A 14,210-nucleotide genomic window follows, 5' to 3' on the forward strand; every position below is an offset into this window, starting at 1 on the left:
ATATTGTTGATATTGATATTAATTGTGACGAAAGGCAGATAAGAGTGACAAAAGGATGAGAACCTAATGCTGAGTAAGAGACTGTTTCAGCGATACCAAACATCTATTACCGTTACACTTTTAGGCATGTATTTTTTAATAAATGGTGCTGTTAACTCAACCACGGTATTGATGGAAGCGTTAAGAAACCCACCACTGCCTTTCGACCGGTGGGAACCGTTTGTATGGGAGTATACAAGTGCAGTAGGCAGCTTTTTATTGGTATTAGGCCTCGCGTATTGCCTGAGGCGTTTTCCGTGGAATTGGCACTGCCCTTTTCTGAGCCTGGCCCAATATTGCGCATTGGCGTTAGGGTTTAGCGCATTACATGTTGCCTTTATGATTACCTCAAGAGAAGCCATATACGCCGTACTAAACAAAGACTATAACTTTGCTAAAGATATCCAAGAGTGGATATTTGAACTGGTTTACGAATTTCATAAAGATATATGGTCATTTATATTTTTTGTATTAGTAATCGGTTTCTATCGCTATATCGTGGCGCAATGGTTAGGAGATGCAAAGAACATCAACATTGAAATAACTGAAACCCACGGCGAGTCAATTACAGACAGCCGAAAGAACAACGGTAACAAGGAACGCGCGCAAAAAAATGTTCAGAGCCGACTGAAAGAAACAGACAACAATGACTTTCTTCTTATTAAAAAGCTAGGCCGTGAATTTTTAATCAAAAAACATGAAATTGAATGGGTAGCGTCTTCGGGCAATTACTTAAACTTGTTCGTGGGCGAGCAAACCTTCCCCATGCGCGCCACGTTCAAAGCCTTTTTGGAGCATGATACTTACGCTTCGTTCAGGCGTGTTCATCGCTCTTATGCGGTCAACATGCGTTATGTTGACAATATCACGGTAAGCGAAAGCGGTGATGGCATCATTACGCTAACATCTGGGCAAACGGTAAAGATGTCCCGGCGATACAAACTTGCACTTGATTGAATCTATAACGACCGTTTAAGCCGGCAAATTAATTAGCCAAAAAACGGGGAATGAGTGGCATCTGGGTTACAAAAAAGCCGCATATCAATGCGGCTTTTAAACGTTCACGTTAGCGTAAGAATACGCCAATCAATTACGTTACGGCATAGGGTCTAAATCAGCGCCTTCTTTCTCAACCTGTGGAGGCATGAGATCTTCTTTGCTAATACCTAATGCTAAAGCAACCGAACTCGCAATATAAACTGATGAGTACGTACCCACAACCACACCAAAGAGTAATGCAGTAGCAAAACCATGTATTAGTGCGCCGCCTTTATAGAACAGTGCCACCAATACCAATACAGTGGTTAGTGAAGTAATAATGGTTCTGTTCAGCGTTTGCGTGAGTGAAATATTGATAATATCAATAGGTTCACCTTTACGTATTTTGCGGAAGTTTTCACGAATACGATCAGACACAACAATAGTATCGTTTAGTGAATAACCGATTACCGCTAATACTGCCGCCAGTACCGTTAGGTCGAATTCGATTTGAAATACCGAGAATAATCCAAGCGTAAGCACAACATCGTGCGCTAGCGCCGATACCGAGCCCAGCGCAAAACGCCATTCAAAACGCATTGCCACGTAAACCAGAATACAGATAAGTGCTACCAGCATCGCCAAGCCACCCTGCTCGGTTAGCTCTTCACCTACATTAGGCCCTACAAACTCAATACGGCGCTTCTCAACGCTTGTACCGTCTGCTCTAAGTGCATCGATAACTTGGTCGCCGATGGTGACCGCTTTAATATCGTCGCGCGGTGCGATACGTATTAGCACGTCTTGGCTGCTACCAAAGTTTTGTACAATGGCATCGCCAAAATCAGCATTATTCAACTGAGTACGAATAGCTTCTAAGTTAGCGCCGTCTTCGTAGCCTACTTCGATAAGCGTACCGCCAGTAAAGTCTAACCCCCAATTTAAGCTATTCACGCCCAATGACACGAACGAGCCCAAAATAAGAATAGTAGATAGCACCATCGCAGGAATGCGAAGGCGCATAAAATTAACGGTTTCGGATAATTTTAATAGTTGCATGTTACGCTCCTTAAATCGCTAATTTCTCTACACGTTTACCGCCCCACACTGCGTTAACAATAACGCGTGTAACCAAAATAGCGGTGAACATAGAAGTAGCAATACCAATCATAAGCGTAATTGAGAACCCTTTAATTGGACCTGTACCTACTGCGAACAAAATAAGCCCGGCAATAAAGGTTGTAATGTTGGCATCTAAAATAGTAGAAAATGCGCTGTCGTAACCATGATGAATAGCTTGCTGCGGGCTTCGCCCATCGCGCAGTTCTTCACGAATACGTTCAAAAATAAGCACGTTTGCATCTACCGCCATACCAACCGTAAGTACAATACCCGCCATACCCGGAAGGGTTAATGTGGCGCCTGGGATCATAGACATAATGCCCACAATCATCACCAAGTTAGTTACCAACGCGATGTTTGCAACAATGCCGAACGCTTTGTAGTAAACCAACATGAAGGCTAATACGGCTACAAGGCCGTAAGTAATTGCCTGCATACCAAGGTCGATATTCTCTTTACCTAGGCTAGGCCCAACGGTACGTTCTTCTACAATTTGGATTGGCGCAATAAGCGCACCGGCACGAAGTAGCAACGCAAGGTCACGTGCTTCTTTCGGTGAATCCAAACCGGTGATTTGGAACTTACTACCCAACTGTGCGCGAATAGTGGCAACAGAAATCACTTGCTCTTCTTTTTCGAAGATAAGCTTTCCGTCATTGTTGCGCTCGCCCGTAGACTTATATTCAATAAACACGGTTGCCATTGGCTTGCCAATGTTACCGCGTGTCGAGCGAGACATTTTGTTGCCCCCCTCAGAGTCAAGAGAGATATTAACGTTAGGTAAGCCGTATTCATCAACACCGCTGTTGGCATCAATAATATGGCTACCTGTTAGCATAATGCGTTTTTCAAGAAGTTGAGGAACACCTTGTTGATCTTCAATAACTTGGGAACCTGCTGGCACACGGCCATTTAGCGCATCACGAACATCGTTTTTCTGGTCTAGCATTCGAAACTCTAGCGTTGCGGTAGCATTTAGAATTTCTTTTGCTCGTGCCGTATCTTGAATACCAGGAAGCTGCACTACGATACGATCAGCACCTTGCTTTTGCACAAGTGGCTCGGCAACACCAAGTTGGTTTACACGATTACGGATAATCGTGATGTTTTGCTTAACCGCGTTATCGCGAATTTCCTGAAGTTTAGACTCTGCAAACACAGCACGAAGCACCAAATCATCAACCTGCGTAAACGTAAGGTCGCGATTTTGGTTTCTAAGGAAGAATTCGGCTTTATCTAACGTGTCTTCGTCACGAAAGGTAATTTCTACGAAATCGTCTTTTTGTGATACACCACGATAGCGAATGCCTTCTTCACGTAACGACGTTCTAAAGCTACTTTCCGCATCTTCAAGTGATTTTGCAATCACCTCAGACATGTCAACTTCCATTAAGAAGTGAACACCACCGCGCAGATCAAGACCAAGCTTCATAGGTGCACCACCTAGGCTTTCCAGCCATTCAGGTGTATCTGGAGCTAAGTTCATGGCCACAAAATAATCGTCACCGAGGGCTTTTTCTAGCGCTTCTCTGGCAACCAGTTGGGTATCAGAATCAGACACACGAACAAGGATTTGCTCGCCTTCAAATTCAATACGTTTTGGGGTGATATTTTTACTGGCAAGCGTAGATTCAACTTGTGAAATCATCGACTCGGTAACCACCGCGTCGCGACCTGCAGAAATTTGTACGGCATGATCTTCGCCGTAAATGTTTGGAAGCGCATAAAGCGCGCACATCAATACGATAATGAGCGCGCTAAGCACTTTCCAAATTGAATTTTTGTTTAGCACTGGATATTCCTTTTGTGCCAGCACCGGAAAGCATCCCGGCCCCGGCGTTCATCAATTACAGCGACTTCATCGTGCCTTTTGGCAACACAGCAGTAACAGATGATTTTTGTACTACGATGTCTGTTGAATCGTTAAGTGCGATTTCAATGAAATCTTTTTCTTCCGATACTTTAGTAATGCGGCCAACAAGACCACCTTGCGTCAACACTTCATCACCTTTGCCCAGTGATGTAACAAGGTTTTTATGTTCTTTTACTCGCTTTGCTTGCGGGCGATACAATAGAAAATAAAAAATTAAACCGAATACTGCCAACATGATAAGCATTTCCATGCCACCGCCTTGTTGAGCACCACCAGCAGATTGCGCGTACGCGTTAGAGATAAATAGGCTCATAGAATTCCCCAAATATTATCGTTGTTATAATGCCGGAACCGGCAACCCTTTTTCTTCATAGAAAGTACTAACGAAGTCATCCAATGTATCGGCTTCAATTGCATCACGAAGCCCTTGCATAACTCGTTGGTAGTAGCGCAAGTTGTGAATCGTATTCAAACGCGCCCCTAAAATCTCATTGCACTTATCTAAGTGATGTAGATATGAACGAGAATAATTTTTACAAGTGTAACAATCACATTTTTCATCAAGCGGCGACGTGTCATTGCGATGCTTGGCGTTGCGAATCTTTACCACGCCCTCAGTAACGAATAAGTGACCATTACGTGCGTTTCGCGTTGGCATTACGCAGTCGAACATGTCAATGCCACGGCGAACCGACTCTACTAAATCTTCTGGTTTGCCCACACCCATAAGGTAGCGAGGCTTGTCTTCCGGAATTTGCGGAGCAGTATGATCGATAATGCGGATCATATCTTCTTTAGGTTCACCCACCGACAGGCCACCAATGGCATAGCCATCAAAACCAATAGCTTCTAGGCCCGCGAGTGATACATCACGTAACCCTTCGTACATTCCGCCTTGGATAATACCAAACAGTGCAGCGGGGTTTTCACCGTGCGCATCTTTACTACGCTTGGCCCAGCGAAGAGACATTTCCATTGAAACGCGCGCTTCCTGTTCGGTAGCAGGGTAAGGCGTACATTCGTCAAAAATCATCACGATGTCTGAACCTAGATCACGCTGAACTTCCATCGACTTTTCAGGCGTTAACAATATTTTTTCGCCATTAATAGGCGAGCGGAACGTTACACCCTCTTCGGTAATTTTTCTCAAATCACCCAAACTAAATACCTGAAAACCACCAGAGTCAGTTAAAATGGGCTTATCCCAATTCATGAAATCGTGCAGGTCGCCATGCTGGCGAATGACACCAGTACCAGGGCGAAGCATAAGATGGAACGTGTTGCCCAAACAAATGTGCGCACCACTGTCTTTTAGCTCTTCGGGCGTCATACCTTTCACCGTACCGTAGGTACCTACAGGCATAAACGCCGGTGTTTCAACCACACCACGTTCAAAAACAAGACGTCCGCGCCTTGCTCTTCCGCTGGTTTTTAATAACTCAAATTGCATGTAATGCGTTCCCAATGATATGCGCGTATAGCGCTACAAATGTGCGACTTACGCTGGGTATAAAAATAATTTGGCGGCGATTATACCAGTTATTACGAGGAGATCATTCCCCTCTTCTATGTTTATATCCGACTTGGCAGACACGTGCCGCTAAAACAAAAAGGGCACTTATATAAAATGCCCTTAACTTATTGTTTTAAATATTTTATTTATGTTTATGACTTTTCGATAAACATACTATCGCCGTAACTGAAGAATCGATATTCTTTCTCAATGGCTTCTTGGTATGCGTTCATTACGCTATCTTTCGTTGCAAATGCACTAATTAGCATCATCAAAGTAGATTCTGGTAAATGGAAGTTGGTAAACATCGCATCCACTACCTTAAAGTTGAACCCTGGATAAATAAATATTTCAGTATCGGAATAAAATGGCGCAATTAACGCATCCCCCGCCTCTTTCGCGGCAGATTCTAAAGAGCGAACCGACGTTGTACCAACGGCAATAACCCGTTTACCCGCAGCTTTCGTCTCTATCACTTTATTTACTACATCTTCAGGAACCTCAGCATACTCGGCATGCATTTTGTGTTCTTCGATGTTATCTACACGAACCGGTTGAAACGTACCTGCACCAACATGAAGCGTAACAAAGGCAAGTTGTACGCCCTTCTCTTTTAGCGCAGCAAGAATACCTTCGTCGAAATGCAGCCCTGCAGTTGGTGCTGCTACGGCCCCCGGTTTCTCGTTGTACACTGTTTGATAACGTTCTTTATCAGAATTTTCGTCAGGTCTATCAATATACGGAGGTAGCGGCATATGACCATGGGCTTCTAGCAGAGATAAAACACTTTCTTCATGTTCAAATTTAAGAATAAACAACGCGTCTTGCCTTCCCTCAACCACCACATTTACTTTACCTTCTAGCGTTAAATGTGTGCCCGGCTTCGGTGCTTTACTTGCCCTGACATGCGCAAGCGCGGTGTTGTCACCCAGAATGCGTTCTATAAGCACTTCCACTTGACCGCCGGTTTCCTTTACGCCTAACAATCTTGCCGGAATAACCCGCGTATTGTTGAACACAAGTAGGTCGCCACTTTCTACAAGACTTAGCATGTCATTAAACATACTGTGCTCTGTCCTGCCTGTTTTTCCGTCTAGTTTTAGAAGCCGGCTAGCGGTTCTCTTTTGCGTTGGATACTTGGCAATTAAATGCTCAGGAAGGGTAAAATTAAAATCAGACAGTTTCATGTTAGCTCTTGTTCGTTGAAATGAGTTGATAACTCAATAACCAATATAGTGTTAAGTAAAATTAAGCCAGCGCGCACGTTGTCCCACAGTAAAACCAACTACGGTTTTAACGTAAAACCACTGGCCGCACTATAGTTAAAAGCATCTTAAAAATAAGCGCTTAACAATTACGTATTACATTAAATACGTATATATGACCAGCAATACGCTCAAATAGTAAGCATTTCTAGCAGCAAGAACCTTAAACGTTTAAGATTCACCTACTTTATGATGATGCTCTCCCTTAGCATTTCAAAGTTTCATACCCAGCGCTGCTGGGTATTTTTTTGTGCGCTTGCGTAATTTCACTCAACTCACCTTCTAGCAATATTTTATCCTGTTACGTCGCCAAAATCAGTTAAGATTTCTTCAATCAATGCCGCATCAATAGGCCGTGCTTTTAATACAAACAAAACTTGAAGTAAAAGGTCAGCCCCCATTATTCCTTTATTCACCTTATTACGAAGGTTATCTGCACTTTGGTCTATCCCAATGTCAGCTAAGCGTTGACTAAGTTGTTGGTACTTAACCCCCCGCACTGACATTTCAGACTTTACGAGCCGCTCTACCGTTTGTCGCCATACATTTTTAGAACTCAAAAAACACCCCATTTGTGACGTATGATTTACAAAAACACACTTTTTTACACATTAAGACTCTATTTGTTATTGACGATTATGGCATATTACGACTACACTGCAAGTCGAGATGTTGGCGTAAGTCGAAATAGTCGTTACAGTGGTACGCGCTATTAGACATACGACATTATCACTTCATTCATTAAGGAGAACGTTATGAGTTGGGAACTGGAGAGCATCGAAACACTCTTTAAAGGACACGATGACTTTGTAGTAACACGTGAAGAGAATTGCTTACTCATTGCAAATCAAGACGGCATAGATGCATGGTTGGCATTAAGTGGTGAACAAATATTGGTAGAAAGCCTGTTGTTCTCGGCATCAGAAGTAAAGGATAAGCCTGCTCTTGATCACGAAATCTTATCTACTCATATGCTTTTTCCTTTGACTACTGTAGGCATATCTACCGTGGGCAACGAAGAATACTACACCGCGTTTGGTGCGTTGAGCGCGCAATCAAAAGCAGAAAGTATTGTCATTGAAGTGGAAACTTTGTTTCAAAACGTAGCGTCATTTTTAGATGCTTACGAAACACACCTTAAATAAGCGTTACTTCTAAGGAGAAGCACATGTCAGTATGGAAAAAATTAGTTACTGCAGTAAAAGGTGGCGCAACGGAAGCGGCGCAATCTGTAGTAGATAGCCAAGCAATTCGTATTCTTGAGCAAGAAATTCGAGAAGCAAAGGAAGAGTTACGTAAGTCTGATCACGCAAGAACGCAGATTTTAGCAAAACGTAAATTATCTGAGCAAAAAGTGGGCTCATTCAATACGTCGATTGCTGAGTACGAAGAACATGCTCGCAAAGCTATCGACAGCGATCGTCAATTAGCCTTGGATTGCGCGCAGAAAGTGGCCGAGTTGAAAGAAGAGCGTAATCAGGAACAAAGCTATCTTGATCAGTTTCAACAGTCTGAGAAACAGCTTGCGACTAATATCCAGCAAGCAAAAGCGAATTTACGCCGCCTAGAACAGCAAGTTGATATGGTTAAGGCAACAGAAAGCGTACAAAAAGCGCAAGTTGCGGTATCGTCTCGCCACATGGGCGCAAACAGCAAAATGAAGACGGCGACAGAGTCACTGTCTCGTATTCAAGAAAAGCAAAAGCTACGTAGCGCAGAGCTAGAAGCCGCTGAAGAACTGGCGGGTGATGAGTCTAGCAGCGACTTAGAAAAACGCCTCGCGCAAGCAGGCATAAAAGGTGGGCAAACGTCGGCAGACGACGAGCTAGCTCGCATTTTAGGTAAGTAATACCAAACGGGAGCTTCGCTCCCGTTTTTGTTTATACCTTCGCAGGTCAAACTAACAGGGGTTGTTGATTGCTATGCTGCCATGGTTAAAGCTTCGCAAAGTGATGTTGCAGTATTTTGCTGAGTCGCGTTGGTACACCATTCTTGGTGCGACCGGTTTTTACGGTGTAAGTAGTTATTGGCTACTATACGCCGCGGGCGAAACCGAACTAATTTCACAAACCGACTTTATCTATTGGTTGGCGGTGACCGCATCAACGGTTGGGTATGGCGATCTCTCTCCCACCTCATCAGCGGGCAAGTTGGTAGTAGCGTTTTATGTTATTCCTGTTGGGTTAAGCATCTTCGCTATGGTGATTGGCCGCATTGCGGCTTGGGTATCTGAACAGTGGAAAAAAGGGTTAATGGGTATGGGTAATTTGCACGTGAACGACCATATTTTGGTTATCGGATGGAACGAACAACGCACCATGCTGCTGCTAAACTTATTGTTGCAAGAGCGTGAAGCAATGCCAGAAAACCCAGACATTGTATTATGTGTAAAGGCGGACATTAGCAACCCTATGCCCGGTGTTATTGAATTTATTAAAGTAGATTCATTCAACAAAGATGAAGATATGGATCGTGCCTGCGTCGCCGACGCTCAAACGATACTGATAGATAACCCGCAAGACGATGTCACCATGACGACCGCGCTTTATTGTTCTAAACGAAACCCCAATGCACATCAAGTCGCTTACTTTGACGACGACAGCCTGGTCTCGTTATTACAAGAGCACTGCCCGAAAGTAGAATGCACCCCAAGCGTTGCTGTAGAAATGCTAGCAAAAGCTGCGTTCGACCCTGGGTCCAGCATGCTTCACCACGATTTACTCAGTGTTGATGAAGGCCAAGCACAGTTTTCTATGCGTATTCCAGAGGGCAGCCCTGATGTGCCGGTATCGAGTTTATTCGTTAATTTAAAGCGCGACCACGATGCCATCTTCATTGGTATGGCGCCCAACGGGCGAGTTAAAGATATGGTGGTTAACCCACCACTTCACACAACGCTAACATCTGGCGACACCCTTTTCTATATCGCTGAGAAACGCATACGAACGATTGATTGGGCGAAAATGGGTTCGGTGTAACGCCAACACAGAGGCATGCAAATGTTCAAAAAACTCTTTAAAAAAACTGAGCCCCAAAAGCCTAAAGCTCCCGAAGTGATGGGATTGTATCTAGGCGGCTCGTTCGAATTAGATAATCTTAAACTGTCGCTTCTTGAGCCCAAATTGGTCATTGAAGGCGCGGCACGTTCACAATTAATTCAAGCCGTTGGCGAAGCCCCCTTGGACACCGGCGGCACGCTACTGCGCTTCTACACCGACGACGATAGTTTTCTGCAAGTGGTACTAGACGGTGGTCTTACTGAAAACCATATCACCGATGTGAAACTGTGGTATTTCTATGAAACAAAAACCATTGGCAATGAAGCCCAGTGGAAAGACTGTTTAGATAATATTATTAGCCAACCTACCTTTGAATTAGAAGGTCACACCTACACGAGGGTGTGGGAGGCAGTAGGTAATGTATCGCCCCCTGTTGCAGTAACAGAAACAACCTATGAAGAAGATGAAGATATCAGTACGACCGATCAGTTTATGATGCTATATGAACGCCCTATTGGCGGCGGCAGAGTAGAGTCATTATTGGTTGTAGGTGAAGAAAAGTTAGTCAGTAATAATTTTGATCGCTGCTTGGTTATTTCAACAGGGTTTGATATACAACCTGCAGACATCACAATAAACGGTTAAAAGTAAGGATTAAGTATGGAAACGGTAATGCAATCACTGGCAGGGCTTGATAACTTCGCGCTCTATTTTGGTTTATCCATCGTCTTTTTATTCATATTCAAAGTGGTATACACCTTAGTGACTCCACACGATGAGTGGAAGTTGGTAAAAGAAGACAAGAACGTGGCCGCGGCCATTGGGTTTGGTGGGGCAATTATTGGTTTCGCGATTGCGCTTGGCAGTGCCGCCTCTCACTCTGTGGCGTTGGTCGATTTCATCATCTGGGCCCTGGTAGCGGTTATCGCACAATCACTCGCATTTGTTTTGTTACGCTATACCTTTATGCCAAAAATTGCAGAGCGTATTAATAATAACGAGATTGCTGCAGGCGTTATGCTTGGCTGTATGTCTGTTGCTGTTGGCTTATTAAACGCAGCGTGCATGACGTACTAAGGGGGCATGATGAGTACATCAAAACAAACCGAGGTGGTTGAAAATACGTTGCCAGTTAGTGAGAACAGCCCGCAACCTCGCAAACGAAGTGCAAACATCGACCTTTCTCGCATGCGCAAGGCATTTAATGTTAAGCCATTAGCCATTGGTGTGGCGAGCGTCTTTATTGCAGCGTGCTCTGACAATAGACAAGATGCGCAGGTTTACACCTCTATTGAAGACTGTAAGCAAGACTTACCCAACGCCGCTGCGCAATGTGAAGCAGCGTATCAAACCGCATTAGAAGAAGCCGAGCGTACCAGCCCTCGATATCGTTCTGAATACGATTGTGAGGCGGAATTTGGCCCTAATCAGTGCCGAAACGTTACCACCAACAGCGGCAGCTTCTTTATGCCATTTATGGCTGGCTACATGGTTAGCCAATTGTTATCACCTAGCCGCTATTATTCACAGCCTTTGTATACGTCTTATGCTTATAATTCACCTTATCGCTCACGATGGGTAACCGCTGACGGTCATGTTTTTGGTGGTGATATTAGAAATCGCAACTTCAGAGTGAAGCCGGACACCTTTAAACCTAAGCCAACCGTAAACAAAACCATTAGCCGAGGTGGTTTCGGTAGTAGCGTACGAGCGAAGTCGTCGTGGGGAAGTAGTTCTCGTAAAGGCGGCTGGGGCGGATAACACATGTTAAGAGTGCCATGCCAGCCTAGAAAAGGGTGGCAGCAATTGGCCAACGAATTTGGTTTTCATTTTCATACCATGTATGGCCAGCCCTACTGGGATGAAAATGCATATTATCAATTCTCGTTGTCACAAATTGAAAATGACATTGAAGACCCAACTGCTGAACTGCATCAAATGTGTCTTGCCGTTGTCGATCGCGTCGTAAACAGTGAAGCACTGTTGGCTCGCTTTTGTATTCCACAGCAACATTGGGACGCGGTAAGAGACAGCTGGCAGCGAAACGATCCTAGCCTGTACTCTCGACTCGACCTTGTCTATAACGGAAAGGGGCCAGCAAAACTGCTTGAAAACAATGCAGATACGCCCACCAGCCTGTATGAATCTGGTTTTTGGCAATGGCTATGGTTAGAACAGAACGTCGAAAATTCAGTGCTTTCAAGACGGGCTGACCAATTTAACAGCCTGCAAGAAAAGTTGGTGTTTCGTTTTAAAGAAATAGCCGAGCATTATCGTATCAACCAAATGCATTTTTCGTGTTGTAAAGATACTGTTGAAGACCGCGGTACTGTACAGTATTTGCAAGATTGCGCGCGTGAAGCCGGCCTAAATAGCGACTTTGTGTTTATTGAAGATATTGGTCTTGCTGACACCGGCGTATTCACCGACCTTAACGACAACCCTATTACCGATTGCTTTAAGTTGTATCCATGGGAGTTCATGCTTCGAGAGGAGTTTGGCGATGTGCTTGTTGATGCTGGTGTCAACTGGATAGAGCCAGCATGGAAAGCCATTCTTTCAAACAAAGCACTACTGCCATTGTTATGGGAGATGTTTGAGGGCCACCCCAACCTGCTTCCTGCTTACTTTGCTGACGACATCAAAACGAAAGATATCAGCGGAAAATGGATTAAAAAGCCGTTGTTCTCGCGAGAAGGCGCCAATATTTCAATTATCGACGAGGGTAAAGAGTCGGAACTAAGTTCAGGCCCCTATGGCGAGGAAGGGTTTATTATTCAAGCCTTTTCAACGCTTCCTGTATTCGATGGAAATCACACATTAATTGGCAGCTGGTTGGTAGACGACATGCCCGCGGGCATTTCTGTAAGGGAAGACACCTCAGCTATTACACAGGATTTGTCTCGTTATTTACCTCATATTATTCTTTGATAATCAACCGAATAATAATACTTCTATGCATGCAACCATACGGCGGTCCGGTGCGTAAGAGAGTGAATATGTCGGTGGATTACTCCCACGCAGCAATTATCTTAGATTTACAACAGAGTGATGTTTAATGAAGCCACTATCGTTACAAGTTAAGCTACTTTTCTTTATTGGCGCGCTGCTTATTTTACTTGAAGTGATTAATTTACTAACGGGAAATATGCTAAACCAATTCGGCGTAATACCGCGAACGCTCTCGCATTTACCGTATATATTTACCGCTCCATTTCTGCATGGTTCGCCAGCCCACCTATTCGCAAACATAGTTCCTCTATTATTGTTTATGTGGCTTACGATGCAATGGGGAAAGCGTACGTTTATCGCAGCCACGCTATGCGCAATGGTGATTGGAGGCCTTGGCGTGTGGTTATTAGGAAGAAGTGCCATACATATAGGCGCTAGTGGTATGGTGTACGGCTATTTTGGTTTTTTAGTGCTGGCAGGCTTTATTGGAAATAAAAAGCGGTACTTACTGATTTCTATTGTTGTTGCCGTTATTTACGGCGGCATGTTAGTGGGCGTACTTCCCAGTTCGCGATTTATTTCATTTGAATATCATTTATTTGGCTTTTTAGGTGGTTTATTTGCCGCTTGGTACTGGGCACGATAATTGGTTTACGTATAATTGCAGTATTATTATAGCGGCTAAAAGTATTATGACAGCAGCACAACAACCTACACAAAAAAACCAAGGTTTCTTTGGTAATCTTGCGTTCAACATTATTATCCCCGTGGTGATCATGAGCTATACCAGCTCAGAAGATTATTTAGGGCCTGCATGGAGTGTGGTGGCCGCACTCAGCTTTCCGATAGGTTATGGGCTTTGGGACTTAAAGGCATCAGGCAAAATTAACGGTTTTTCAATCCTTGGTATTATCAGCGTATTGCTTACCGGAGGGTTCAGTTTACTTAAACTACCTGCCGAGTACATTGCCATAAAAGAAGCCGCGATTCCCGGCATAATTGGCCTTGCCGTGCTCATTACCCAATACTCTGACAAGCCATTAGTAAAGATGCTGATATTAAACGATCAAATTATTAATTGGCCGTACTTAAACAAAGTATTAGATGAACAAAATAAGCAGCGTGCATTCAAGCATAAAATAGCAGTAAGCTCGTATATTGTCGCCAGTTCGTTTTTTCTATCATCAGCCCTAAATTATATTTTGGCAAAAATGATCTTGGTCAGTGAACCTGGTACCACGGCTTACACCGAAGAGCTAGGTAAAATGACGGCCCTGAGTTATCCGGTTATTGTTATTCCTAGTATGATCCTGTTAATTGCAGCGTTATGGTATTTATTCGCTCAAATCAAAAAGCTTACCGGTGAAGAGTTAGACAACTTTATTAATCAATAACGCGTTTACCCTACCGCTTTGGCTATACTTTGGCGCTTAATTAACCACATTGAGCGCGAGCGCCACAGTTCTATC

Annotated in this window: 16 protein-coding genes; 10 read left to right on the forward strand and 6 right to left on the reverse strand. The window is 43.9% G+C overall.

The genetic code is table 11. From position 1 onward, the window contains the following. The first annotated feature begins 66 nt into the window (after positions 1-66). Complete coding sequence (locus AC27EZ_RS03975) at positions 67-996, forward strand: LytR/AlgR family response regulator transcription factor (protein WP_487134076.1); 930 nt, start codon at positions 67-69, stop codon at positions 994-996. A 138-nt stretch (positions 997-1,134) separates the two neighbouring features. On the opposite strand, the gene secF is transcribed toward AC27EZ_RS03975, so the two are convergent. The 6 genes from secF to AC27EZ_RS04005 all read right to left on the reverse strand — a co-directional run bounded on the left by secF (position 1,135) and on the right by AC27EZ_RS04005 (position 7,350). Then, a complete protein-coding gene (gene secF, locus AC27EZ_RS03980; RefSeq protein WP_487134077.1) occupies positions 1,135-2,076 on the reverse strand; it encodes a protein translocase subunit SecF in 942 nt (313 codons plus the stop codon). Positions 2,077-2,086: 10 nt separating this feature from the next. Beyond that, entirely contained in the window at positions 2,087-3,931 is a 1,845-nt protein-coding gene (gene secD, locus AC27EZ_RS03985; protein ID WP_487134078.1) for a protein translocase subunit SecD, read from the reverse strand. Between the two features lie 55 nt (positions 3,932-3,986). Continuing rightward, complete coding sequence (gene yajC, locus AC27EZ_RS03990; RefSeq protein WP_421132013.1) at positions 3,987-4,325, reverse strand: preprotein translocase subunit YajC; 339 nt, start codon at positions 4,323-4,325, stop codon at positions 3,987-3,989. 24 nt (positions 4,326-4,349) lie between these two features. Further along, the gene (gene tgt, locus AC27EZ_RS03995; RefSeq protein ID WP_487134079.1) at positions 4,350-5,462 is read right to left on the reverse strand and encodes a tRNA guanosine(34) transglycosylase Tgt; all 1,113 of its coding nucleotides are present in this window, start codon (positions 5,460-5,462) and stop codon (positions 4,350-4,352) included. Between the two features lie 215 nt (positions 5,463-5,677). Next, positions 5,678-6,712 (reverse strand): tRNA preQ1(34) S-adenosylmethionine ribosyltransferase-isomerase QueA, encoded by a 1,035-nt coding sequence (queA, locus tag AC27EZ_RS04000; RefSeq protein WP_487134080.1) that lies wholly within the window; start codon positions 6,710-6,712, stop codon positions 5,678-5,680. A gap of 371 nt (positions 6,713-7,083) precedes the next feature. Then, on the reverse strand, positions 7,084-7,350 hold the full coding sequence (locus AC27EZ_RS04005; RefSeq protein ID WP_487134081.1) for a DUF6471 domain-containing protein: 267 nt from the start codon (positions 7,348-7,350) through the stop codon (positions 7,084-7,086). 195 nt (positions 7,351-7,545) lie between these two features. On the opposite strand from AC27EZ_RS04005, the gene AC27EZ_RS04010 reads away from it, so the two are divergent. The 9 genes from AC27EZ_RS04010 to AC27EZ_RS04050 all read left to right on the forward strand — a co-directional run bounded on the left by AC27EZ_RS04010 (position 7,546) and on the right by AC27EZ_RS04050 (position 14,135). After that, positions 7,546-7,935: a DUF2170 family protein gene (locus AC27EZ_RS04010; RefSeq protein ID WP_487134082.1), complete on the forward strand. Its 390-nt coding sequence runs from the start codon at positions 7,546-7,548 to the stop codon at positions 7,933-7,935. 23 nt (positions 7,936-7,958) lie between these two features. Next, positions 7,959-8,639, forward strand: a complete 681-nt coding sequence (locus AC27EZ_RS04015) for a PspA/IM30 family protein (RefSeq protein WP_487134083.1) — start codon at positions 7,959-7,961, stop codon at positions 8,637-8,639. A 73-nt stretch (positions 8,640-8,712) separates the two neighbouring features. Then, complete coding sequence (locus AC27EZ_RS04020; protein ID WP_487134084.1) at positions 8,713-9,768, forward strand: potassium channel family protein; 1,056 nt, start codon at positions 8,713-8,715, stop codon at positions 9,766-9,768. 21 nt (positions 9,769-9,789) lie between these two features. Further along, positions 9,790-10,434, forward strand: a complete 645-nt coding sequence (locus tag AC27EZ_RS04025) for a YjfK family protein (protein WP_487134085.1) — start codon at positions 9,790-9,792, stop codon at positions 10,432-10,434. Between the two features lie 15 nt (positions 10,435-10,449). Beyond that, positions 10,450-10,866, forward strand: coding sequence for a DUF350 domain-containing protein (locus AC27EZ_RS04030; protein WP_487134086.1), 417 nt, complete (start codon positions 10,450-10,452; stop codon positions 10,864-10,866). A 9-nt stretch (positions 10,867-10,875) separates the two neighbouring features. Then, entirely contained in the window at positions 10,876-11,550 is a 675-nt protein-coding gene (locus AC27EZ_RS04035) for a DUF1190 family protein (protein WP_487134087.1), read from the forward strand. Between the two features lie 3 nt (positions 11,551-11,553). After that, complete coding sequence (locus tag AC27EZ_RS04040) at positions 11,554-12,720, forward strand: glutathionylspermidine synthase family protein (RefSeq protein WP_487134088.1); 1,167 nt, start codon at positions 11,554-11,556, stop codon at positions 12,718-12,720. Between the two features lie 127 nt (positions 12,721-12,847). After that, positions 12,848-13,387 (forward strand): rhomboid family intramembrane serine protease, encoded by a 540-nt coding sequence (locus AC27EZ_RS04045; RefSeq protein WP_487134089.1) that lies wholly within the window; start codon positions 12,848-12,850, stop codon positions 13,385-13,387. A 46-nt stretch (positions 13,388-13,433) separates the two neighbouring features. Further along, a complete protein-coding gene (locus AC27EZ_RS04050; protein ID WP_487134090.1) occupies positions 13,434-14,135 on the forward strand; it encodes a VC0807 family protein in 702 nt (233 codons plus the stop codon). The last annotated feature ends 75 nt before the right edge of the window (positions 14,136-14,210 follow it).

The sequence above is a fragment of the Alteromonas sp. 4NH20-0056 genome, assembly GCF_057539655.1.

Coding starts and splice junctions, on each gene's coding strand:
- AC27EZ_RS03975 (WP_487134076.1), top strand. CDS start 67: ATGCTGAGTAAGAGACTGTTTCAGCGATACCAAACATCTATTACCGTT.
- secF (WP_487134077.1), bottom strand. CDS start 2,076: ATGCAACTATTAAAATTATCCGAAACCGTTAATTTTATGCGCCTTCGC.
- yajC (WP_421132013.1), bottom strand. CDS start 4,325: ATGAGCCTATTTATCTCTAACGCGTACGCGCAATCTGCTGGTGGTGCT.
- tgt (WP_487134079.1), bottom strand. CDS start 5,462: ATGCAATTTGAGTTATTAAAAACCAGCGGAAGAGCAAGGCGCGGACGT.
- queA (WP_487134080.1), bottom strand. CDS start 6,712: ATGAAACTGTCTGATTTTAATTTTACCCTTCCTGAGCATTTAATTGCC.
- AC27EZ_RS04010 (WP_487134082.1), top strand. CDS start 7,546: ATGAGTTGGGAACTGGAGAGCATCGAAACACTCTTTAAAGGACACGAT.
- AC27EZ_RS04015 (WP_487134083.1), top strand. CDS start 7,959: ATGTCAGTATGGAAAAAATTAGTTACTGCAGTAAAAGGTGGCGCAACG.
- AC27EZ_RS04020 (WP_487134084.1), top strand. CDS start 8,713: ATGCTGCCATGGTTAAAGCTTCGCAAAGTGATGTTGCAGTATTTTGCT.
- AC27EZ_RS04025 (WP_487134085.1), top strand. CDS start 9,790: ATGTTCAAAAAACTCTTTAAAAAAACTGAGCCCCAAAAGCCTAAAGCT.
- AC27EZ_RS04030 (WP_487134086.1), top strand. CDS start 10,450: ATGGAAACGGTAATGCAATCACTGGCAGGGCTTGATAACTTCGCGCTC.
- AC27EZ_RS04035 (WP_487134087.1), top strand. CDS start 10,876: ATGAGTACATCAAAACAAACCGAGGTGGTTGAAAATACGTTGCCAGTT.
- AC27EZ_RS04040 (WP_487134088.1), top strand. CDS start 11,554: ATGTTAAGAGTGCCATGCCAGCCTAGAAAAGGGTGGCAGCAATTGGCC.
- AC27EZ_RS04045 (WP_487134089.1), top strand. CDS start 12,848: ATGAAGCCACTATCGTTACAAGTTAAGCTACTTTTCTTTATTGGCGCG.
- AC27EZ_RS04050 (WP_487134090.1), top strand. CDS start 13,434: ATGACAGCAGCACAACAACCTACACAAAAAAACCAAGGTTTCTTTGGT.